23 protein-coding genes and 1 riboswitch are annotated in these 22735 nt (G+C 37.4%); of the genes, 13 read left to right on the forward strand and 10 right to left on the reverse strand.

The genetic code is table 11. The annotated features are described in order from the left end of the window. The first annotated feature begins 20 nt into the window (after positions 1–20). The 3 genes from ACMGGO_RS02325 to ACMGGO_RS02335 all read left to right on the forward strand — a co-directional run bounded on the left by ACMGGO_RS02325 (position 21) and on the right by ACMGGO_RS02335 (position 5298). Entirely contained in the window at positions 21–923 is a 903-nt protein-coding gene (locus tag ACMGGO_RS02325; RefSeq protein ID WP_387256490.1) for an SGNH/GDSL hydrolase family protein, read from the forward strand. 140 nt (positions 924–1063) lie between these two features. Continuing rightward, positions 1064–2221, forward strand: a complete 1158-nt coding sequence (locus ACMGGO_RS02330) for an exonuclease SbcCD subunit D (protein WP_387256491.1) — start codon at positions 1064–1066, stop codon at positions 2219–2221. Further along, complete coding sequence (locus ACMGGO_RS02335) at positions 2218–5298, forward strand: AAA family ATPase (RefSeq protein ID WP_387256492.1); 3081 nt, start codon at positions 2218–2220, stop codon at positions 5296–5298. The genes ACMGGO_RS02330 and ACMGGO_RS02335 overlap by 4 nt, the downstream gene beginning before the upstream one ends. 37 nt (positions 5299–5335) lie before the next feature. Here ACMGGO_RS02335 and ACMGGO_RS02340 read toward each other — a convergent pair whose 3' ends face one another. Continuing rightward, on the reverse strand, positions 5336–5458 hold the full coding sequence (locus tag ACMGGO_RS02340) for a hypothetical protein (protein WP_004225603.1): 123 nt from the start codon (positions 5456–5458) through the stop codon (positions 5336–5338). Between the two features lie 55 nt (positions 5459–5513). Further along, entirely contained in the window at positions 5514–5837 is a 324-nt protein-coding gene (locus ACMGGO_RS02345) for a DUF4870 domain-containing protein (protein WP_048394810.1), read from the reverse strand. Positions 5838–5962: 125 nt separating this feature from the next. After that, positions 5963–6070, forward strand: a riboswitch (TPP riboswitch). A 133-nt stretch (positions 6071–6203) separates the two neighbouring features. On the opposite strand from ACMGGO_RS02345, the gene thiT reads away from it, so the two are divergent. Both thiT and map read left to right on the forward strand, forming a co-directional pair. Further along, entirely contained in the window at positions 6204–6764 is a 561-nt protein-coding gene (gene thiT / locus ACMGGO_RS02350; protein ID WP_036076950.1) for an energy-coupled thiamine transporter ThiT, read from the forward strand. A 162-nt stretch (positions 6765–6926) separates the two neighbouring features. After that, entirely contained in the window at positions 6927–7682 is a 756-nt protein-coding gene (map, locus tag ACMGGO_RS02355) for a type I methionyl aminopeptidase (protein ID WP_004225600.1), read from the forward strand. 29 nt (positions 7683–7711) lie between these two features. Here map and ACMGGO_RS02360 read toward each other — a convergent pair whose 3' ends face one another. Continuing rightward, a complete protein-coding gene (locus tag ACMGGO_RS02360; RefSeq protein WP_048394805.1) occupies positions 7712–8425 on the reverse strand; it encodes a hypothetical protein in 714 nt (237 codons plus the stop codon). A gap of 199 nt (positions 8426–8624) precedes the next feature. Here ACMGGO_RS02360 and ACMGGO_RS02365 point away from each other — a divergent pair, with 199 nt between their 5' ends. Both ACMGGO_RS02365 and ACMGGO_RS02370 read left to right on the forward strand, forming a co-directional pair. Then, complete coding sequence (locus ACMGGO_RS02365; protein WP_048394803.1) at positions 8625–9449, forward strand: polyphosphate kinase 2 family protein; 825 nt, start codon at positions 8625–8627, stop codon at positions 9447–9449. A 160-nt stretch (positions 9450–9609) separates the two neighbouring features. Beyond that, a complete protein-coding gene (locus ACMGGO_RS02370; protein WP_054549012.1) occupies positions 9610–10197 on the forward strand; it encodes a GNAT family N-acetyltransferase in 588 nt (195 codons plus the stop codon). Positions 10198–10269: 72 nt separating this feature from the next. On the opposite strand, the gene ACMGGO_RS02375 is transcribed toward ACMGGO_RS02370, so the two are convergent. From ACMGGO_RS02375 to ACMGGO_RS02385, 3 genes are all read right to left on the reverse strand, one after another. Then, positions 10270–10833 carry a beta-class carbonic anhydrase gene (locus tag ACMGGO_RS02375; RefSeq protein WP_004225593.1) on the reverse strand — a complete coding sequence of 188 codons (564 nt, stop codon included), beginning with the start codon at positions 10831–10833 and terminating at the stop codon, positions 10270–10272. Between the two features lie 180 nt (positions 10834–11013). Next, positions 11014–11148 carry a hypothetical protein gene (locus tag ACMGGO_RS02380; protein WP_004225590.1) on the reverse strand — a complete coding sequence of 45 codons (135 nt, stop codon included), beginning with the start codon at positions 11146–11148 and terminating at the stop codon, positions 11014–11016. A 140-nt stretch (positions 11149–11288) separates the two neighbouring features. After that, entirely contained in the window at positions 11289–12530 is a 1242-nt protein-coding gene (locus ACMGGO_RS02385) for an aminopeptidase (protein ID WP_158651974.1), read from the reverse strand. 191 nt (positions 12531–12721) lie between these two features. On the opposite strand from ACMGGO_RS02385, the gene motA reads away from it, so the two are divergent. After that, entirely contained in the window at positions 12722–13525 is an 804-nt protein-coding gene (gene motA, locus ACMGGO_RS02390) for a flagellar motor stator protein MotA (RefSeq protein ID WP_004225583.1), read from the forward strand. After that, on the forward strand, positions 13509–14273 hold the full coding sequence (gene motB / locus ACMGGO_RS02395) for a flagellar motor protein MotB (protein WP_048394798.1): 765 nt from the start codon (positions 13509–13511) through the stop codon (positions 14271–14273). The genes motA and motB overlap by 17 nt, the downstream gene beginning before the upstream one ends. 55 nt (positions 14274–14328) lie before the next feature. On the opposite strand, the gene ACMGGO_RS02400 is transcribed toward motB, so the two are convergent. Further along, on the reverse strand, positions 14329–14550 hold the full coding sequence (locus tag ACMGGO_RS02400) for a DUF1128 domain-containing protein (RefSeq protein ID WP_004225580.1): 222 nt from the start codon (positions 14548–14550) through the stop codon (positions 14329–14331). 177 nt (positions 14551–14727) lie between these two features. Here ACMGGO_RS02400 and ACMGGO_RS02405 point away from each other — a divergent pair, with 177 nt between their 5' ends. After that, positions 14728–15054: a YtxH domain-containing protein gene (locus tag ACMGGO_RS02405; RefSeq protein ID WP_387256493.1), complete on the forward strand. Its 327-nt coding sequence runs from the start codon at positions 14728–14730 to the stop codon at positions 15052–15054. A 22-nt stretch (positions 15055–15076) separates the two neighbouring features. Further along, positions 15077–15994, forward strand: coding sequence for a YihY/virulence factor BrkB family protein (locus ACMGGO_RS02410; protein WP_004225576.1), 918 nt, complete (start codon positions 15077–15079; stop codon positions 15992–15994). Positions 15995–16168: 174 nt separating this feature from the next. Here the strand turns inward: ACMGGO_RS02410 and ACMGGO_RS02415 are convergent, their stop codons facing one another. After that, the gene (locus ACMGGO_RS02415) at positions 16169–18073 is read right to left on the reverse strand and encodes a heavy metal translocating P-type ATPase (RefSeq protein ID WP_420281553.1); all 1905 of its coding nucleotides are present in this window, start codon (positions 18071–18073) and stop codon (positions 16169–16171) included. Between the two features lie 272 nt (positions 18074–18345). Next, positions 18346–19884 carry a fumarate hydratase gene (locus ACMGGO_RS02420; protein ID WP_048394791.1) on the reverse strand — a complete coding sequence of 513 codons (1539 nt, stop codon included), beginning with the start codon at positions 19882–19884 and terminating at the stop codon, positions 18346–18348. A 188-nt stretch (positions 19885–20072) separates the two neighbouring features. On the opposite strand from ACMGGO_RS02420, the gene ACMGGO_RS02425 reads away from it, so the two are divergent. Then, entirely contained in the window at positions 20073–20873 is an 801-nt protein-coding gene (locus ACMGGO_RS02425) for a YwqG family protein (protein ID WP_257962104.1), read from the forward strand. Positions 20874–20913: 40 nt separating this feature from the next. On the opposite strand, the gene ACMGGO_RS02430 is transcribed toward ACMGGO_RS02425, so the two are convergent. Then, a complete protein-coding gene (locus tag ACMGGO_RS02430) occupies positions 20914–21099 on the reverse strand; it encodes an SE1561 family protein (protein WP_016995373.1) in 186 nt (61 codons plus the stop codon). A 371-nt stretch (positions 21100–21470) separates the two neighbouring features. On the opposite strand from ACMGGO_RS02430, the gene ACMGGO_RS02435 reads away from it, so the two are divergent. Continuing rightward, positions 21471–22655: an MFS transporter gene (locus tag ACMGGO_RS02435; RefSeq protein ID WP_305193703.1), complete on the forward strand. Its 1185-nt coding sequence runs from the start codon at positions 21471–21473 to the stop codon at positions 22653–22655. Positions 22656–22735 lie beyond the last annotated feature (80 nt).

The following is a 22735-nucleotide window of genomic DNA, read 5'->3' on the forward strand; positions in this document are numbered from 1 at the left end:
ATAAGAAAAGAGGGAAGCAGATGAAACGATTTTGTAGCTTGATAGGTATGACAATAGTATTCATGACAATTTGGGTTTCATCTGCTTTTGCTCAAACAGAAACCTATGTGGCTATTGGCGATTCCTTAGCAGCAGGTCAAACACCCTACAAAGAAATTGATGTAGGGTATAGTGATTTGATTGCCATGAAATTAAGTTCGATTGGTCAATTAGCATTTTACACAAAAGAACTTGCTTTTCCTGGCTTTACTACGGCAGATGTATTAGAACGAATACGATCTGAGGAAGCGCAAAATTTATTAGCAAATGCGACGCTTATTACAGTTTCGGCAGGGGCTAATGATTTATTACGTCTTGTCCAGGTAAACCCAAATGCAGGGACCTTAGCTTTTTCACAGCTTCAGGCAGATTACGCTTTAAATTTGGCAAGAAAAAATATGCTATCGATTTTGGATGAATTAGAAGAACGTGCGCCTAAAGCAAAAATCTATGTTATAGGGTATTATTTTGCTTATCCAACAGTTCATCCGACGCAAAAAGAAGGAACCAATGCCCAGCTAGTTAGATTAAATACGATTTTACAACAACAAGCAGAGATAGCTGGCGCAGCTTATATAAATGTCTATGATGCCTTTGGATTGAATGCAACCAACTACTTACCAAATAGTGCTGATGTTCATCCAAATATTGAAGGCTATCGACAAATGGCTAACTCATTTTTACAAGTTTATAGTGGTAGTGATGCTTTAAACATCTCTTCAGCAGAATTGCCAAAGCCAAATCCCAAGTCATTTGAGGAAATCCTAAAGCAACAATCATCAGCGAAACCTCAGAAGCAAAATGTGACACAACATCAATCTCCTCGTATGACTTACGTAATTCAGGGATTCCCGGGATATAAGGCATTTATCAAATATATCTAAATAGCAGGTATCTAAGGCATCTTACTTATAAGATGCTTTTTTCTATGAAAACCAATTTTGGCTAGAACTACTAAACCTTTAGTGTTCACTAGATTGGGAATAGTCATGCTAAAATATAGAGAAGACTAGGAGGTACTAGAATGAAAATATTTCATACAGCAGATTGGCATTTAGGAAAGCTTGTTCAAGGTGTCTATATGACAGAAGATCAACATTATATTCTTCAACAATTTATACAAGCGATTGATGAGGAAAAACCAGATGTAATTATCATCGCAGGTGATTTATATGATCGTTCGATGCCTCCTATTGAGGCAGTTAATTTACTAAATGATGTATTAGCGAAAATAGTATTAGAGAAGAAGATTCCTGTTCTAGCAGTGGCGGGAAATCATGATAGTGCAGGTCGTTTAAATTTTGGTAGCCGTTTAATGAGTGATAGTGGTTTATATATTAAGGGCCAATTTACAAAAAATCATGCCCCTATTGTTTTGAATGATCAACATGGGGAAGTACATTTTCACCTAGTGCCCTATGCAGAGCCAGCTGCTATTCGCAACATCTTTGAAGATGAATCAATCCGTTCTCATCAAGACGCCATGCAAAAAATTATTGAGTATATCACGGAAGACATGGACACAAGTAAGCGTCATGTTTTTGTTGGACATGCCTTTGTGACGAAGTATGGTGAGGAGGAAGCAAATACTAGTGATTCCGAGCGACCCCTTTCCATTGGAGGCTCAGATTGTGTGAATGCAGCTTTATTCAAACCTTTTCACTATACGGCGCTTGGGCACTTACATAAGGCACATTTTGTTTTAAACGAAACCATACGCTATGCAGGCTCTATCTTAAAGTACTCGTTATCTGAGCATTTACATGAGAAAGGATTTTTAATCATCGAATTAGATGAGCAAGGTAACACCACAGTAAGTAAAAGAAAGCTTGTGCCAAGAAGAGATCTACGAGTAGTAGAAGGTCCATTAGAGGAGTTATTAACGCTCACACCAAGTGAGGATTATGTATTTGTTAGATTGACGGATAAAATATCTGTGACTTCACCGATGGAACGTATTCGTAGTGTATTTCCGCACGCTATGCATGTGGAGCGGAAGGTACTAAGACAAGATATGCCACGTGAACTACAAGTAGTAGAAGCTGAAAAACTAGAAGATATTGATTTATTCCGTTCATTCTTCACCAATATTATTGGCATTCAGCCTGATGAAGATACGGAACGCCTATTCACAGAGATGTTACAGGAGTTATTAGATGAGGAGCGAGAGACTGTAAAATGAAGCCTTTAAAGTTAACAATTACAGCGTTTGGTCCATATAAAGACACGGAAGTAATTGATTTTCAAGAGCTAGGGGAGCATCGATTGTTTGCCATTTCTGGAAAAACTGGTGCTGGTAAAACAACCATTTTCGATGCTATTTGCTATGCTCTTTACGGATCAGGTAGTGGGGAGGACCGGCAGGATACAGCTTTACTAAGAAGCGGTTTTGCACATGATGAAGTTTATACAGCTGTAGAACTCGTCTTTGAAATGCATGGAAAGGTCTATCGAATAGTACGACAGCCAGGTCATATTAAAGAAAAAAATAAAACGGTTACTGGAAAGAAAATAGAGCTAGCAGAAGTAAAAGACGGAAAGCTAGATTATAGCATTGTAGAGAAACAGCAAACGCTTGAAGTCGATAAGAAAGTGCAGGAAATCATAGGTCTCACAAAAGATCAATTTAGCCAAATTGTCATGCTACCTCAAGGTGAATTTAGAAAACTATTAACCTCTGATTCAACAAATAAAGAAGTAATTTTACGGAAAATCTTTAAAACAGATCGTTTCGGTGTCATGGCGAAAAAGCTTGATGCCAAGCGTAAAGAAGCAGAAAGTGATCTTGAGCGTGCCAAACAATTAAAAGAACATTTACTTGGTCAAATTGTGGGCGCCTTACCACAACGTTCTTCCGCTTTATTTACATTAATTGCTGATAATACCGAAAATTTACATCAACTGACAGAGGCACTTGATGAGGAGCTTAGCTACTATAAGAAATGTGGAGAAGATGAACAGTCATACTATGAAGAAGCGTATAGCCTTCATCAAAAAGAGCAGGAATATTATCGCTTAGCAAAAACGCTAAATGAGCAATTTGATGAACAAGCTAATCGACAGCAACGGCTACAAATGCTTTTACAACAGCAGGATTTATACCAAGCAAAGGAGAAGGAGATTGCTTTAGCAGAACAAGCAGAGCGACTGGTGCTCCTCGAACAACAATGCAAGGATTTACGTGCTGAACTGAATGTTAAAGAGATAGCATTTCAACAAGCAAAGGTTAAGCAACAGCAGTCACAAGAAAAGTTGCAAGAAGCGCAAGAAAAATATGAGATAGAGCAGGCTAAAGAATCTGAACGACAGCAAATCTTACAGCAGGAAATGCAGATGCTAGCGCTTTTACCGAAATTTGAAGCCTATGAAAACAATATACAGCAGCTGCAAATAGCGGAGCAATATGCTGAAAATGCAAAACGAGCAGTAAATGATAACGTCAAACTTTTGGAAAATGAACAAGAGCAATTACAGCATTTTTCTCAATCATTAGAAGGCTATGAAAAACAGGTTGAACCCTATGAAAGCTATTTAGAACAATTACCGAAACTACGGGAACAGGTTGCTTTAATCAAGCAAGCGGATAAATATAAACATGCCGTAGATTTAGCTAAGCAGGATGTAGTTGCTTCAGAAAGTCTCTATCAAGAAAGTAAAGAGGCACTTCAACTTTTGCAGCAACGATGGCTGACGAGTCAAGCTAGTATTTTAGCAGAACAACTGAAGGAAGGAGAACCCTGTCCTGTTTGTGGTAGTATGACACATCAGAAAGCACACAATGAGCAAGTGGAAGTTATTGAGCTTGCTCAAGTGGAAGCATTAAGAGCGAAGGCATCATCAGACGAGCGTAAGTATTTAGAGAAAGAGGCATTTTTAGCATCAGCGCAGCAACTTCTTCAAGATACATGGCGACAACTCGAGGCTCAGCATATTAAACCAGAAGACCAACCACAGATCACCGCTACTTTACATGAAGTGGAACAAGAGCTTGCTGCATTAAAAATTATTCAACATCAATTAGCTGATGTGCGATTAAAAATAAAGCATCAGCATGACCGAATAGAGCAGCTACGAAATAAGCATATGAAGCTAGAGCAATATTTAGCAGAGCAGATAAAAGAATGGACAAAATTACAAGCGGTAGTAGACGAACAACTTAAGCAGATGCCCGCTAATTTACCAACTTTACAGCAATTAAAGCAACAACTTAATGAAGTTAGTAAACAGAAAGAAGAGCTTCAAAAAAGTTGGCAAGTGAGTCAAGAAAATTTGCATGCAGCAAAGGAAGCAGCTAGCAATGCAACACTAACTGTAGAAATTGCCAAACAGTCCTTTGAGGAATTACAGCTTAAAATGAATGAAAAGCTTCAGCAATTTTCAGCAGATATGCAAGAAATAGGTTTCGAAAGCTATGAGGCTTATGCAACTGCTAAACGGAGTGCCATACAATTGGATGCACTTCGAAAAGCATGTAGCGACTATGCTTTACAAGTACACACGTTGCAAATTCAGATTACCGAAGGGGCTACATACCTTCAAGGAAAAGAGAAGCAAGATTTAGAGGCGATGGAAGCAAGAGTAGAACAGCATCGAGTTTCCTATGAGGAAGCATTTAAACGTTTACAACAGATCAATGGCTTTATACAAGCATGCCAAGGCTTTAGTAAAAAGGTGGAAGAAATAGCGAAAGAGCTTCATTTACTTGAACAAGAAGCAGGGCGAGTAAAGGAGCTCTATGGATTATTAAATGGACAAAACTCGAAAAAGCTATCCTTTGAGCGTTATATACAAATTAACTACTTAGATCAAATTACAGAAGCTGCCAATATACGTCTGTATCATTTATCAAACGGTCAATTTGAGCTTAGACGTTCAGATAGATTAGAAAAGCATGCGAAGCAAAGTGGCCTTGGTCTTGATGTTTATGATGCTTATACAGATCAATTACGAGATGTCAAAACTTTATCAGGTGGCGAAAAATTTAATGCTTCGTTGAGCCTTGCATTGGGGATGGCAGATGTGATTCAAAGCTACCAAGGTAATATTCATATTGAAACGATGTTTATTGATGAGGGCTTTGGCTCGCTTGATGAGGAATCACTAAATAAAGCAATCGATACATTAATTGATTTGCAGGATTCTGGTCGTATGATTGGCGTTATTTCGCATGTACCTGAATTGAAATCTGCGATGCCAGCAGTTTTACATGTGGAAAAAACATTAAATGGCCATAGTCAAACCCATTTTGAAGTGAAATAAAACGAAGGCGTATTTCTAAAAGGAATACGCCTTCGTTTTATTTTTTTCGAGTTGTGGTTGTAGGCGTTGTGCCCTTTTTTGCAGCCATTACTTTTTTTACGATAGGAATAACAATAGGTGCTAACTTAACGGCAGTTTTTACAACGTTTGATACTTTCATCCCAAAACAGCTCCTTTTACAATTACTACTACCTGTTTCACTTAAAAATAAAACATTAACGGATAACACGAACAGCCTGAATTATATTCCAAATCACAATACCGAGTGAGACGAGAGCATAGATGGCGAATGAAGCAAACCAAATAATCATCACTGTCTTGTTACTGGAGGTTGGATCTAAACTAAATGTAGAAAAAACAAAGACAATAAAGAATAGAATGCCAAAAACAAAGGGTATTAAATGAGAGACAAGTGCACGAATCGAATGGCTTTTTACATCACTGTCTTTTGTCACGAAATATACAATTAATGGAACGATAAAAGGGGCGAAGAAAATACTAAGATAACTAAAGGCAGCTAAAATTTTTTGATTCTCCATAGTTGTACCTCCTTTTTAAATATTTACGCATGAAAAACAGCAAAGTTTCAAAAAAATGATGTATGGAAGGTTGTAATCCTTCAATCCATTGCGTACAATGAGAGTGTTCAAATAAATTCAGATGTAACGACCACAAGGGGAGCTGATGATGTCAGCTGAGACTGGGCACGTAATGCCTTGACTCTTCGAACCTGTAAGTTAACGCTTGCGTAGGGATGTGGATAGAAACCGACACTTGTACGATGTGAGGCTCTGTCCTGACATCGTTTTTTCGTCCTTAAAGGAAAAAGGTGTCAGAAAGAGACATATCAGCGCTTTTCTATTCCTGCTCTTGTATCCTACATCGGAACAAAGGAGAGAATATGTATGGACAAAAAAAGACTATTAATGCTAGTGGAGATTGCGATTTTTGCAGCGATAGGTCTCGTACTGGATCAGGTTTCCTTTAAAGTATGGGCACAAGGCGGCTCAGTTAGTCTTGTTATGGTACCGATTATGTTAATAGCATTTCGCTGGGGCTTAGTAGCTGGTCTTACTACGGGACTACTTGTGGGTGTTATGCAAACAATGTTTGGTTCTTATATCGTGCACTGGCTACAAGGATTACTGGATTATGGCGTTGCTTTTACTGTTGTAGGATTAGCGGCGGTTGTACGTGGACCAGTGTTAGACGCTGCTAAACATATGAACAAAACAAAAATGGCACTTTATATAATCATAGGTACCGTTTTCGCAGGCTTCTTACGATACACAGCACATACAATTGCTGGTGCTGTATTTTTTGCCGAATATGCGGGTGACCAAAATGCATGGATTTATTCCATCATCTACAATGGTACATATATGCTACCAGCAACCATTTTAACGGCTATCGTTGGTGTTCTTTTATTCACAGCCGCTCCCCAATTAATGCAAAGAAAAGCTTAATGCTAGTCCCTTCACAGGAGTGGAGGGACTTTTTTGTCGTGAATAACTCTTTTAGCACTTTGCAAAGTAGGAAAGCATACAATATTTAAAGCGTTTATCGTTATACGCATAAAAAGTTATGTTATATTAAAGAATAGATATTAGATGAAAGGGACGTTATACATGATTGTAAAAACGCAAGAAGAGATTGAAGCTTTTAAAAAAATAGGACGCATTTGTGCTGAAATTCGCGAAGCAATGAAAGCTGCCACAAAACCAGGTGTTACAACACTTGAGCTTGATGAAATTGCTGGTCGCATGTTTGCAGAGGCTGGCGCTATTTCAGGACCAAAGGGAGAATATGATTTTCCAGGGTATACATGTATTAGCGTCAATGAAGAAGTAGCACATGGTATTCCAGGAAAGCGTGTTATTCAAGAGGGAGATATCGTAAATATTGATGTTTCAGGCTCTTTAAATGGCTATTTTGCTGACACAGGTATTTCATTTGTTGTGGGTGATGGCTATGAGGACAAAGAAAAGCTTTGCCGTGTTGCTAAAAGTGCCTTTGATCGAGCAATGACAAAGGTAAAGGCTGGATCTAAATTAAATCAAATTGGTAAAGCTGTTGAACGCGAGGCAAATGCTAATGGGTTAACTGTTATTATGAATTTAACAGGTCATGGCTTAGGTCAATCTTTACATGATGAACCAAACCATATTTTAAATTATTACGATGCATGGGATTCTACTATTATGAAAGAAGGTATGGTCCTTGCGGTTGAGCCATTTATCTCAGCAAATGCAGAGCATATCGTAGAAGCAGGTGATGGCTGGACATTCGTGACACCTGATAAATCACTTGTAGCTCAAATCGAACATTCAGTCATTGTAACAAAAGATAAACCAATTATCTTAACGTCATTAGACGAAGAATAGGATGTAATGAAAAAATCCTGCTAACCAATTTATTTTTGGTAGGCAGGATTTTTTTTAATAAATAAAATGCCAACAAAGAGAACACCGCATAAAAATAAAGCAGCTGTAGTGACAAGTAGCTCATCAAAACCATTATGTATGGCGATTCCAATATAAGCCCAAATAAAAACACTTGGATACATAACATCAAAGTGATGGAAACGGATATGTAGCGCAATGGCTCCTCCTAAAGTAAGTAAAATCACTGCCCAAAGAGGCGTACTAAGACCAAAGCCGTTCCAACCATAAGCCGTTAACGTAAAGCTTGTATTTGTGATAAAAATAAATGTCATCCATGCTAAATAAATAGAGAAAGGAATACGACCAAACAAGGATTTGTCCTGAAGTGGGTACGTATTATACAACATAAACAAGTACAAGACTAAGAGTAATGTAATGCCAAGAGAAACAATAAATAACTCATGGTGCCAGACATATATCGTCAATGCTTGTAATATATTTATGCAACTAAAAAGCGCAGACTGTTTCAAAGTTGTCTTTTTCATGTTCATAACTAACCAATAACCGAGTAAAAAATAAATGATAATCCAAATTACATGACTTACACTAACTGGTGCAAATACAACAGAAAAACGATTAGCGATTTCTAGCGAAGATTGACCGTTGATGTTCACGAAAAAGGATGAAAAGGTTAGGATGATTGAGACAAGATAAGAGATTGTCATCAAGATAAACCGAGGCATGTTTTCCTCTCCCTTCGTGTTAGATTGTATAGGGAAAAGACAAATAAGTATAGTACTGTCACTTTTTTTATTATAACGGAAATTTCCAACAATGTATCGTGTTGTTTTACTATTAATACCTACAATTTACCATGTCTGATAGGCATCCATATATTTCTTTAGTACAATAAGAATAGCCAAATAAAAGGAGTGAAGTTTCATGACACAAAATTTGAAAAATCTAGATCTAACTGTTGAACTAGACAAAAAGATGTATAAAAAGAAATTAAAAGTACTCCAATATGAAATGTTGAACGCACAACAATTTTTATTAAAAAACAAGATTGGCTTGATCTTGGTATTTGAAGGAATGGATGCAGCTGGTAAAGGTGGCGCTATTAAACGATTAATCGAACGTGTCGATCCCCGTGGTTATGTTGTACATCCTATTTCTGCTCCTCAAGCTCATGAATTACGCTACAATTATTTACAACGATTTTGGAGAAAATTGCCTCAACATGGGCAAATCGCTATTTTTGATCGCTCGTGGTATGGCCGTGTACTAGTAGAACGCATCGAAGGATTCGCAACAAAGGATGAATGGTCTCGTGCTTATGAAGAAATTAATAATTTCGAGAAGATTTTAACTGCTGGAGATTACATAATTATTAAGTTCTGGCTTCATGTTTCAGATGAGGAGCAATTAAAACGCTTCAAAGAACGTGAACAAAACCCTTATAAATCTTGGAAGTTAACAGCCGAGGATTGGCGCAATCGAGATAAAACACCTCAGTATATTGAAGCAGCAAATGCGATGTTTGAAAAGACAGATAAAAAAGATGCACCATGGGTCTTAGTCGCTGGAGATGACAAAAAGTATGCACGTGTTCAGGTGCTACAGGAAACTATTGCACACATTGAACGAGAGGCTCAAAGACGTGGTCTTCATTTAACAAATGTGTTAGACAATACTCAACTAGAGGATGCTGATTCCTCCAGCTTAGAAATAGTAAACGAGAAAAAGAAAGAACAAAAAACTAAATAATTGAATTGTGCTGCTATGACAATAAGACATAAGCTGTTTTGGTTGTAGCAGCCTGTTTTTTTACATACAATGAAATATAAATAGGGTTTGCAATTATGGCTTGTAGCCAATGAAACAAAGAGAAACGTATTGATTTTTATTGGAAGGCTAGTGTGGAGAAATGGTGCTTAAAATTTGGAATCTATTAAGAAAAAAGGGTGGGAATGTGGTAACAATAAAGGGGGAAAAATGCTACATCCGCACATTCCAAGAAAAAGATGCACGAAGTTTAACGGGTCTCGTAAGCCGTAATAAATACTTTTGGTCTATATACGAGCCACTGCAAAGACCTGAATACTATACAGTCGATGCTCAATACAAAAAAATTCAAGAAAGTCTCTATTTAATGGAGTCTAAGCGTGAATTTACTTTTGGTATTTTTGAGCATAGTACAAATAATCTAATAGGGCATATTGCACTTTATGCTGTCAAACGCTTACCGTACTCGAGTGCATTTGTTGGCTATGCGATGGATGAGATTTATGTTGGAAAGGGCATTGTCACAGAAGCTGTGAATATGGTGGTCCGATTTGCATTTGAACAAATTGGTCTACATCGTGTAGAGGCCTACGTATCGACACAAAATAATGCCTCCATGCGTGTATTAGAGAAGGCTGGATTTCAGCAGGAGGGTCTGCTAAGAAAGCTACTGTATATCAATGGTCATTGGGTAGATCACTATATGTATGCACGTTTAGAGGATGAATAGAAAAATAAGTGCCTATCTTCCACATAGAGAGGATAGGCACTTGCTCTTTTATTAATGTATGAAGAAATAATTTTATTGTTTATTTCCATCTTCAATTAAATCTAGATGACCTGTATTTGGATCAATTATTAAACCATGAACAGGTACGTCTTTTACCATTAATGGATGATTACGAATTGTATCGACACTTTTCTTAACACTTGTTGCTACATCACCGAAACCTCGTAAAAACTCTTTCAAATCAAAACCAGAATATTCCAACATTTTGATTGTTTCTGGATCGATGCCTCGTTGTACCATTTCGCTAAGCATGGCGTCAGGATCAACCGCACTCATACCACAGTCATAATGTCCAACAACATACACTTCATCAGCTTGTAGGCCGTAGACAGCAACTAATAAACTACGCATAACTGCACCGAAAGGATGGCTCACTAACGCACCAGCACTTTTCACTATTTTTACATCGCCATTACGCAAATTCATCGCTTTTGGTAAAAGCTCTACAAGACGAGTATCCATACAAGATAAAACAACAATACGTTTATCAGGATATTTCGTAGTGATGAATGGCTCATATTTTTTTTCTTGTACAAACTCTTTGTTAAATTCTAGAATATCTTGTAACATTGTCATGAATATTGCTCCCTTCCTTACAAAAAATATTGTAGAGCAAAATTTTCAATATGCAAACAATAAAGACTTTATTCAGATAATTTTTACAATAAAGGAGCAGTTTCATACGATTTAGTAGATGAAATAACATGTAAGCTATAAAAAAACAGCTACCTATAAATAGTAGCTGTTTTTTACACATTAAAATTTTTCGTTTGGCTTTGGATCTACAGTTACTGAAGACTTGCTATCTAAACCAACTTGTAGGTAGTGGATGAAGAATCCCGTTGAAATTAATAAAACTGCTGAAAAGCCAAGAACAGTTGTAATGAACATTATTAGAGCTCCTCTCTACTTAAATGATCTACTAAAATTCCCTAAAACAATTATACAATAGGTTACTAGGAAAATCTAAGGATAATTTATGACAACCTTAACATACTTAGCCTAGAATACTATTAGTAGGAATGGATTATTTAGAATGCCCAATTTCCATCACGGAATATTGGGTCTATTTGATCATCATGTGTTATTCCATCTATATTCATTTTGGTAGAGCCAATCATAAAGTCTACATGTGTCAAGCTTTGATTGAGACCATGCGCGCTTAGTTCCTCAGAAGTCATTTCTTTGCCGCCCTCAATGCAAAAAGCATATGCACTACCAATGGCAAAATGATTGGATGCATTTTCATCAAACAATGTATTGTAAAATAATAGGTCGGATTGTGAAATAGGTGATTGATGTGGTACTAATGCTATTTCACCAAGGTAATGAGAACCTTCATCTGTTTCAATAAGGGAAGCTAAAATTTCTTGGCCTTGCTCCGCCTTGACGTCAATGATTCGACCATCTTTAAATGTTAGTGTGAAATTATCTATAATATTGCCACCATAGCTTAAAGGCTTAGTGCTTGATACATAACCATTAACACCTGTTTTTAACGGTGCTGTAAAAATTTCTTCAGTTGGCATATTGGCCATAAATGTTTGGCCTTGAGTACTTATACTACTACCCCCTGTCCACACATGGTGTGGAGGCAGCTCAATTGTTAGATCTGTGCCTGGTGCAGTATAGTGCAGTGACTTAAATTGCTTTGCATTTAAATAATCAGCTTTGCTATGTAATTCCTGATCATGTGTATGCCAAGCTTCAACAGGGTTTTCAACGTCTATACGTGTGGCTGCAAAGATAGCTTCCCATAATGCATCCATTTGCTGTTCTTCTGGAAGGTGAGGAAAAACCTTTGCTGCCCAAGCTTTAGATGGAGCAGCAATGACAGACCAGCTAAACTTATCTGCTTGTAACCATTGATAATAGTTGGCAAGTGCTTGGCCAGATGCTTTTTGAAATGCCATGATTCTATCACGCTCAATACCTTTTAATAAATCGGGATTTTGTGAGCTAATGCTTAAGAAAGCAGCACCATGTTCAGCTAACCATTCACGTTCCTTCACTTTCCAAGGTGGGAAGAAATCAAATGAGTCTTTTGGTGCCCCTTCATAGCGAGCACGTACAAGTTCATCATCGGATATATCGACAAAAACTTGTTTAGCACCATTTTTATAGGCAATTTTAGTAATTATTTGTGCGAGTTTTAGGTTATCAGTCGAACAGCTTATATAAAGATACTGATCTTTTTGGATATTTACTCCTACTTTCACCGCTAACTCGGCATATTTTAGTAATTTTGTGTCAAACGATAATAACAAAATCATATCCCCTTTCAATTTAAGACAGTTAAGTGTAATATTCTTAATTCAATATAATCAAAAATGGTCGAAATGTGAATAAAAAGCATTAATTACATCGAAAAATATATGAAATACATTTATACTAGGAATATATATATTTAAAATATGGAAAAAAAGACGAAATAACATTAGATAGTAGATTTGGAGGTTCTAGAATGGATAAGTCGTCGATTATAGGGTTAATACTTGCTTTAGTAGCACTATTAACAGGGATGGTAATGAAGGGTGTAAGTTTATCTGCATTTTATAACCCTGCAGCTATCCTAATTATCATTTTTGGTACTATTTCCGCAGTAACAATTGCCTTTCCTATGCAGGAGTTAAAGCGTGTGCCGAAGCTATTTAAGATTCTTTTTAAAGAAACAAAATTAGCAAATGATATAGAGATTATTAAAATGTTTTCACAATGGGCTGACTTAGCTCGTCGCGAAGGGCTATTAGCACTTGAAAGTAAGGCCTCAGAGATTGAAGATCCATTTTTGAAAAATGGCCTTACATTAGCAATTGATGGTCAAAATGCTGATTACATACGTGATGTCTTAACAGAAGAAGTAGAAGCGATGGAAGAGCGACATACTAGTGGAGCAGCTATTTTTACACAAGCAGGTACATATGCACCTACTTTAGGGGTTCTTGGTGCAGTAGTAGGGTTAATCGCCGCATTGGCTGATATGAATGATATCGAAAAGCTAGGACATGCTATCTCAGCTGCCTTCATGGCTACATTACTCGGTATCTTTACAGGGTATGTTTTATGGCATCCATTTGCGAACAAGCTAAAACGTAAATCTGCTTTAGAGGTAAAACAAAAGAGAATGATGATTGAGGGTATCCTTTCAGTATTAGAAGGGGAGGCTCCACGTGTAATTGAACAGAAACTATCATCATACTTAACGATGGAAGAACGTCGTCAAATTTCTGGTGAAAGCGGGGCGGGTGGCCTTGGCAAAGAAAGCTAAGAAGAAAAAGCATGATGAACATATTGATGAATCTTGGTTAGTGCCATACGCAGATATTTTAACTTTGCTGCTAGCCGTGTTCATTATTTTGTTTGCCTCAAGTTCAGTCGATCAAGAAAAGCTAGAAAGAATGTCGGCAGTTTTTAGTCAAGTCTTTGATGGTGGAACTAGTTTTCTAGAGCAACCTGCACCAGTCCCTACTCCGAATGCGGATAGCGACCAAACGCCACAGCAAAACTCTGCCTATTTAAAGGATCAACAGGAGTTAGCTGAAATAAAAGATAGTGTGGATAATTTTATTGCAGTCAATGAAATGGAAGATCAGTTTGCCACAGAAATGACGGATGAAGGATTACTAGTGACAATCCGTGATAGTATTTTATTCGACCCAGGGCAGGCAAAAGTTAAACCTGAGTATGTCCCTATTGCCAAAGAGCTATCAACTATGTTGGTATCTGATCCAGCTCGAAATATTGTCATCACAGGTCATACAGATAATGTACCAGCAGGTCCGAATTTCTCATCAAACTTTGAACTATCTGTTTTGCGTGCAACGAATTTTTTAAATCTTCTTATTGAAAGTAATGACCAGTTAGATCCTACGCGCTTTAGTGCAAAAGGAAACGGTGAGTATCGTGCAATTGCACCAAATGACACAGCCGAAGGACGCGCAAAGAATCGTCGTGTAGAAGTTTTAATTCAACCATTAGTTACAGAGGATGGTTCTGAAACAAAGACTACACCATAATAAAAGAGCTATTAGCAGCAGACAAATGTCTTGAGCTAATAGCTTTTTGTTTTACCTATTTACGTAAAGATCCTAATTCAGCTACAATCGCTTGCATTTCGCTTGGACTAAAAGTTTCTCTCTTCATAACCATTTCATATAGATACACTAAATCTTCATAATTTGCTTCATCGAAGTTTTCTGATTTCATTGCATCGACATTCACCATACGAAGCTTGTCCTTCATTTGATCAACCATATACATAACGTTTTCTTTAGATGGAACTGATAAATCCATTTTTTACCCTACCTTTCGTCATCCTCGCACATATCATTTCATTGAATAAAAAAAATGTCAACTCCGTATTTGGGCATTGCTTTAAAAATAGACTGTTATTGGGTAGAATAAGTGCAGAAGACTGTTTATTTATGAAATAATAGGGAATATGCAACTATACAAGCAGGGGGTTTTAATATGGGTCAAAGTAAATTATTAGCATCTATTGTAGCAGGAGCAGCAGTAGGAGCAGCATTAAGTATGTTAGATCGTACTACACGAGAAAAAACAATTGCCTCAACAAAAAAGATGAAGGAAGCCATCTCATACTATGCAGCAAATCGAGAAGAATTGCAGGTTTTGGTAGAGGAAAAAGTACTCGCGGCAAAGGTGCTTTGTGAAAGTGTGTCATATAATGTCAACACAATTGCTGAAAAGGTGGATGAATTTAAGGATTTACCTTCCACGATACAGGGAATGATTGAAGATACGAAATCAGCCTTTACTTTACCTCATAAGGAGTAAAGGTCGTTTTAGGAGGAATTGTATGGAAAAGAATAAAGCAACATTGCATAATGCTTTTGGGTTTGTAAAATCGTTTGTTTCTCCAGAGGAGGGAGCGATTGATATTATGACATCCAAAGGCTTTATCCAAGATTTAATAGGTCGGCTCAAGCGAGTTGAAATATCTGCGCTTGCTGCACAATTGGCTTATTTCTTTTTACTATCGTTCTTCCCCTTACTTATTTTCTTGGTGACACTATTACCATATCTTAACTTAGAAACCACTCAGGTCTATTCATTTTTAGTGAATATCTTACCTGATGAAGTGTATAAGCTGATTGAAAATACACTGAATGAGATTTTAACAAATCGCAACAGTAGTTTACTGTCCATTGGGGTTTTAGGTACTATTTGGTCTGCATCTAAAGGCATTAATGCATTACTTCGTGCTTTAAATAAAGCCTACGATACAGAAGGGAGAGCAGGCATATTAGATAGGGGTTTATCACTTGTTTTTACAATCGCTCTCGTTATTGTTATTGCCGTTGCGCTCTTATTACCGGTCTTTGGTCAGCAAATTGGACATTTCCTATTCTCAATCGTCGGAATAGAGGAGCAATTTGAATCAGTTTGGCATAGATTAAGATGGTCAATCCCGCCATTATTGATTTTCATCGTATTAATGGGCATCTACTGGTTTGTGCCAAATACAAGTCCTCGTTTGAAAATAATGGGCGTATGGCCAGGAGCGTTATTTGCCACGCTTGCTTGGTTAGCAGTCACATACGGTTTCTCTTTTTATATTAATAATTTTGCAAATTATTCTGCTACATACGGTAGTATTGGTGGCGTCATTATTTTAATGCTCTGGTTATATTTTACGGGAATCATTTTAATCTTTGGTGGCGTATTAAATGCTACAATGCAGAAAAGAGCACTTCAAAAGGAAATTCGTCGATAAGGAAATGATCATTCATTAACAAGAGCCTCGCTAAACTCATAAAGAGTAGCGAGGCTATTTTACTTGATTTTACCTGATTAAATGCATCAATTATTCAATGAAAGCCACAGCGCATGTCACAGGAAGAGTAGCTTCAAGCAAGCTGGACTCAATTATGCTGAGGCTTACTTGATGTTAAACATTTTTATTGAGCATACGTAAACCATTTAGAATAACTAGAATTGTACTACCTTCATGCCCGATTACGCCTAATGGCAAGTCAACAACTTGTAAAAAGTTAGAGGCGATTAATAAGATAATAACCCCGATAGAAAAGAAAATATTTTGTTTCACAATACGTTGCATTTTACGTGATAAACGAACAGCATAGGCGATTTTTGATAAGTCATTTTTCATTAGCACGACATCCGCTGTTTCAAGCGCCACATCTGTACCTTCACCCATAGCAATGCCAGTAGTTGCGGTAGCCAATGCAGGTGCATCATTAATACCGTCGCCGACCATGCCAACAAATTGATGTTGTGTAAGTAGGCGTTTCATTTCAGTTACCTTCGTTTCTGGCAGACATTCTGCGACGTATTCAGTAACGCCAGCCTCCTTCGCGATAACTTTCGCTGTTTTTTCGTTGTCACCTGTAAGCATCACCACTTGAATACCAAGCTCTTTTAATAATGTAACAGCTTTCTTAGCTTCAGAGCGCACAGTATCTTTTAATGCTGTTAATGCAACAATACCATGTTGATCGCGAATGAAAATAACTGTTTTTCCCTCTGCTGTAAGTTTAGTTACAGCACTATTTGCAAAACTGTTAGCAAGTTGTACATCAACAAACTCTGGTTTGCCTACTTGATACTCCTTGTTTTGAATCGTTCCTTTAATACCCCAGCCAGGAATATCTTCAATTGTTGCTTGTGGCAGTATGTCGATTCCTTCAGCCTTAGCATAGGAGGTAATCGCTTGGGCAAGGGGATGATTGGATTGAGATTCAATTCCTGCAAGAATTGCTAGAGCCGTCTTACGTTCTACTCCATCACGGACAATAAAATCTGTAACAACTGGTTTTCCTTGCGTTAAAGTACCTGTTTTATCGACCGCCAATGCACGTAACACACTAAGATGCTCTAAATGTAAACCACCTTTAAATAGCACACCATTTTTTGCACCATTTGATATAGTAGCGAGTGTTGCAGGCATAATGGAGGCAACGAGTGCACAAGGTGAAGCAACCACTAATAACACCATTGCTCGGTAAAAGGTTGTTGTCCAGTCCCAGCCGAGTAAGAAGTGGGGAAGAACCATCATAATGGCAACACCAAGTAAAACAAATTTTACATAAGTCCCTTCAAATTTTTCGATGAATTGTTGAGAGGGAGATTTTTCACTTTGGGCACTTTGAACGAGCTGTATAATTTTTTGGAAAAGGGTCTCTGAATTCGCCTTTGTCATTTCCATAGTAATAGCACCATTTAAGTTGACTGTGCCTGCAAAAACTTCGTCTCCTTCGCTTTTTGAGATTGGCAGTGGCTCACCGCTAATAGCTGACTCATCAATAGACGATTGGCCTTTAAAAATAATGCCGTCTGCTGGAATTCGTTCACCCGGTTTAATCAATAAATGATCCCCGATTTGTAATGTGGAAACTGATACTTTCATAGGCTCAAATCCGCCACGCACTAACCAAGCTTCTTCTGGCTGTAAATTCATAAGTGCAGATATTTCGCGATGACTTTTATTCATCGCATAAGTTTCAAGTGCACCACTTACTGCAAAAATAAATATTAGGATGGCCCCCTCTGTCCAATAGCCAATTGCAGCTGAGCCAATTGCAGCTAATACCATCAACAGCTCAACATTTAGCTTTCGCTCTTCTATGGTTTCTTCAATGCCTTCTTTTGCTTTCGCGAAACCACCTACACAAAAGGCAATTAAATATAGTAGAACAGAAGCTGTTGTTTGTCCACTTGTGTCTAAACGCCATGCTAGTAAGATGAAAATTCCAGCCATTAATGCAGCAATTAATTCTGCATGTTCTTTTATTTTCTCAATTATGTTTATGTTTTCTCGATTAGAGTATTCCATCTTTATCCCTCCTGATAATGAAAATCAATATCAAAACCTTTATAAATTAGCGTTATTTTGAGCTATTCAATTGAAAATGGATTTCAATTACCATCTCTTTTGTTTAGAATTATTATAACAAAGGAATTTATAAAAATAAAGTAGGAAGTTTGATGGAGATTTTTAAACAATTTGCGAAAGGATTGAAAAAGGCACAGTCTATTCACTAGGAATATTCTGTGCCTTACAAAATTGTGCAATAAAATGAGTTACTACTGCTATCTATTATTTAATTAGAAGACTCTTTCTGCATGCAGAGCAAGTTTTTCTAATGATGATTTATCCACATCTGCATGTAGTGAGTTACCATGTGAATCCATTGTTACAACTGCTGTAAATTTTTCAACATTTAAGTGCCACATGGCTTCAGGAATACCGAATTCCATTAAATCAACACCATCAACGCCTTTAATACAGTCCGCATAGTATTGTGCTGCTCCACCAATTGCATTCAAGTAAACGCCACCATGCTCATTAAGTGCTTTTAATGTTTTTGGTCCCATTCCACCTTTACCAATAACAGCACGGATACCGAATTTTTTCATGATATCGCCTTGATAAGGCTCCTCACGAATTGAAGTAGTTGGGCCAGCAGCTTTCACTGTCCAATTGCCTTCTTCATCCTTAGCCATTACAGGTCCGCAGTGATAAATAACTTGTCCATTTAAATCAACTGGTGCATCGTGGCTCATTAAATGGTGGTGAATGGCGTCACGGCCAGTATACATACGACCAGTAATAGAAACGACATCTCCAACTTTTAATGAACGAATTTGTTCTTCAGTAATTGGCGCAGTAAGTTCTACTACATCTGTAGTTGTATCTTCTGTTGTAGCAGCTACTTCATTCTCTTTGAAGGTAATTTTTTCACCCTCTTGATAGTGCCAATTCAAAATTTCGCCAGTTTGAGGATCGATGTCCACAGCCATACGTCGGTAAGCCCAACAATTATATGCTACTGATACATAGAAAGAGGCAGGAATACGGTGCATTACGCCAATTTTACAGCCTAATAATGTTGCTTCACCACCGAAGCCCATTGTACCGATACCAAATGTGTTAGCCGTTTTAACAACATACTCTTCTAACTTAGCAAGATCTGCATTTGGATTTGTATCTTCAACATGGCGGAATAATTGCTCCTTTGCTAAATCATAGCCCGAAGAACGGTCTCCACCAATACCTACACCAATGAAACCAGCAGAACACCCTTGACCTTGTGCTTGGTATACAGAGTGTAAAATACATTTACGAATACCATCTAAGTCACGCCCTGCACGACCAAGACCTTCTAGTTCACATGGTAGACTGTATTGAATGTTTTTATTTTCACAGCCGCCACCTTTGAGAATTAACTTGATTGTAATGTAATCTTTTTCCCATTGCTCAAATTTCATTACTGGCAAACCATCACCAAGATTATTACCACTGTTTGCACCAGATAATGAATCCACCGCATTAGGACGTAATTTAGCATCTGCAGTTGTATCGTTGATTGCTTTTTTGATTGCAGCTTTAATTTCTAATTGGTTTACGCCAACAGGAGTATAAATTTTGAAAGTTGGTAGCCCTGTATCCTGACAAATTGGTGACACGTTATCTTCTGCCATAATAATATTATTTGCAATTGTGTCTAAGCTCATTGCTGCACGAGTACCAGCATTCTCAGCTTCTTTTGCTTTTTTAATAGCACGACGTACATCCTTAGGTAAATTCGTAGATGTTTCAGTAATTAAATCGTAAAGACTCTTCTCCAAATTTTGTAGATTCATTGGTATTGCCCCCCATAGAAAAATTGATTATTTCCACGTTACATTATACTCTTTTCAACTAATGAAAAAAAGGGTCCTTATCTGAGACCGCTAAATTAAAGCATATTTTAATAATATAGAAGGAGAGTATTGATTTTATAGAACATTTGTTCTAAAATAGAATAAATCCAATATTAGGAGGAACTTGCATGACTGCTAAAACTTTACTTGAATTACCCGAAGCATTCGAGCAATATAGACCATTAATAGAAGAGACAATGAAGCCTGTTGTATTGGTTAATACGGAAATAAGTAAAACAACTTTATTTCAAAGTAAGTTTGCAGGAGATCCTTATTTCCCATTGGGAATGGACTATCCAAAAAACATGAAGGGACAACCGTTAAAGCTATTAGCTCAAATTAACTTTGCAGAGGTTCCTATGCATTTACCCAATTTCCCAGAAGAGGGAATATTGCAGTTTTATATTGATGGTTATGACGATGTTTTAGGAATGGATTTTGATAATGGACAAAATCAAGAAGGCTTTCGTGTAATATTTCATGAACAAGTTATACAAGATGAAGCACAGCTTATTCAAGATTTTTCTTTTATAGAAATAGATGATGAAGAATTATATTTTCCTGTCGAGCGTGAAATGGCATTATCCTTTACTACAGGCGTTGAGCCGATGTCGATTGATGATTTTAGAAGCAATGAAAAGTATGCTAGCATCTTAACAGCTTTGGAGGATGACGAAGCATTAGAAGACAGCTTCTACGATGCTATGACTGGTGATGGTCATAAAATTGGAGGGTATCCATTCTTTACGCAAGAGGATCCTCGAGCATATGGAGATTATAAAGATTCAATCATTTTGCTGTTACAGATTGATAGTGTCGGCGACAATATTCTTTGGGGCGATTGTGGCGTTGGCAATTTCTTTATCACAGAGGAAGAGTTAATGAATAAAGATTTTAGCAAGGTACTTTATAATTGGGATTGCCATTAAAAAACAAGCGAGCACACGATGCTCGCTTGTTTTTTATTCATTATTGTTCACGAGCATGAAATTGCTCCATTTTGTCCTCTAAATCATCCATCATTTGGATTAAGCGATCAATATCTTCTAACTCAGCTGTTTCAGGATCAAGGGCATCTAATACTTCTAAAAACATCTCCAGACGCTCTTTTAAATAGGTTACTTGTTGCTCTTTATCAGTGATTGGCTTTGACATTCGTACACCTCATTTCATCCCTTTCATCGTAGCCGATTTGAGCTTAAATTTCAATGTTTAGGGAAACACCTAGGACTAAGAGATTAATTTTAAAAAACAATAAACAGAATATTTACAATATTGAGGATGTATGTTAAAGTTGTTTTAAGATAAAGTAAAGGAGCTGATTGGAAAAAGTCATCTGCAACGCTAACTCGAAAAGGAGGGAGTTTAAACAAGTAATCGGTAATATTCAAAAGCCGAAAATCGTGTTTATACAATTAAATGAGGATAAGTATTAGTTAAGCCTTAGCGTAAAATCACATGTGGTGAGCGCTAAGGCTTTTTGGTATGCTGTTCTTTGGAAGAATGACTAGATAGTGGAGGGAAAAATGACGTACTTCTCAGATTACAGCAAAAAAAGATTTACCATTTTAGTAGTAATTGTATCCATATCAGGCTTTTCACAAGGGATGCTATTACCGCTTATTTCGATAATATTTGAACGTGATGGGGTATCCTCTGCATTGAATGGTTTGAATGCAACAGGCTTATACATAGGAACATTACTGATTTCACCATTTATCGAGCAGCCCTTACGCAGGTGGGGCTATAAACCGATTATTTTAATTGGTGGAGCACTAGTTTTTGCGTCTTTACTTGCATTTCCTCTATGGAAAAGTGTGACCTTTTGGTTTGTCCTTCGTTTATTAATTGGCGTAGGCGATCATGCCTTGCATTATGCCACACAAACATGGATTACTAGTACTGCAGATCATAAAAGCTTAGGGAAGGGGATGGCCATTTATGGCTTATCATTTAGCATAGGTTTTGCTGTTGGGCCACTTATGGTGAAGCTCATTGAAATTGCTGAAGCGCTACCGTTTATCGTATCTTCAATAATGTGCCTCTTTGCATGGTCCTTTGTATTTCTCTTACAAAATGAAAAGCCTGAGCGTTTAACAGGTGATTTAAATGCCAGAGGATGGCAACGGTATAAAATGGCTATTGTATTTGGGTGGATTGCCTTTTTAGGTCCATTTGTTTATGGTTTTCTGGAGTCTTCACTAAATGCCTTGTTTCCTGTCTATGCACTACGCAAGGGCTTTGAAGTCGGCATGATTCCTATCATTTTATCTGTGTTTACATTTGGTGGTATTTTAACGCAAGTACCGCTTGGTGCACTAGGAGATAAAGTAGGGAGAAGGAATATTTTGATGATTGGGTCATTTGGTGGCGCAATTATTTTTGCGATTGCAAGCTTTTTAGAGCATTCACAATTCGCTGTGGCTGTCGCATTTTTCTTAACGGGTACGCTGGTTGGCTCGATGTTTTCTTTAGGGATTACATTTATGGCTGATTTGACACCAAAGGAGCTACTGCCTACGGGGAATTTACTTTGCGGAATTGCTTTAAGTATTGGTAGCTTAACAGGTCCATTTTTAGGTGGAGTTTATTTAGAATATGTAAAAAATTATAGCTTTCTTTTACTTGTGGCTATGCTTTTGCTAGTCGTTGCAATCGTTTTATTTATATTTGGACGCCGCAAGCATCAACAACCAACGATGGCAAAATAAAAAGAGCGGGGCTCATCTCCCGCTCAAAAAACAAAAAACGCCCAGCAAATCCGTGCTGTTATGGCGTTTTTTGCGTAACA

The organism is Lysinibacillus sp. BNK-21 (genome assembly GCF_048684915.1).
GTDB lineage: Bacteria > Bacillota > Bacilli > Bacillales_A > Planococcaceae > Lysinibacillus > Lysinibacillus capsici.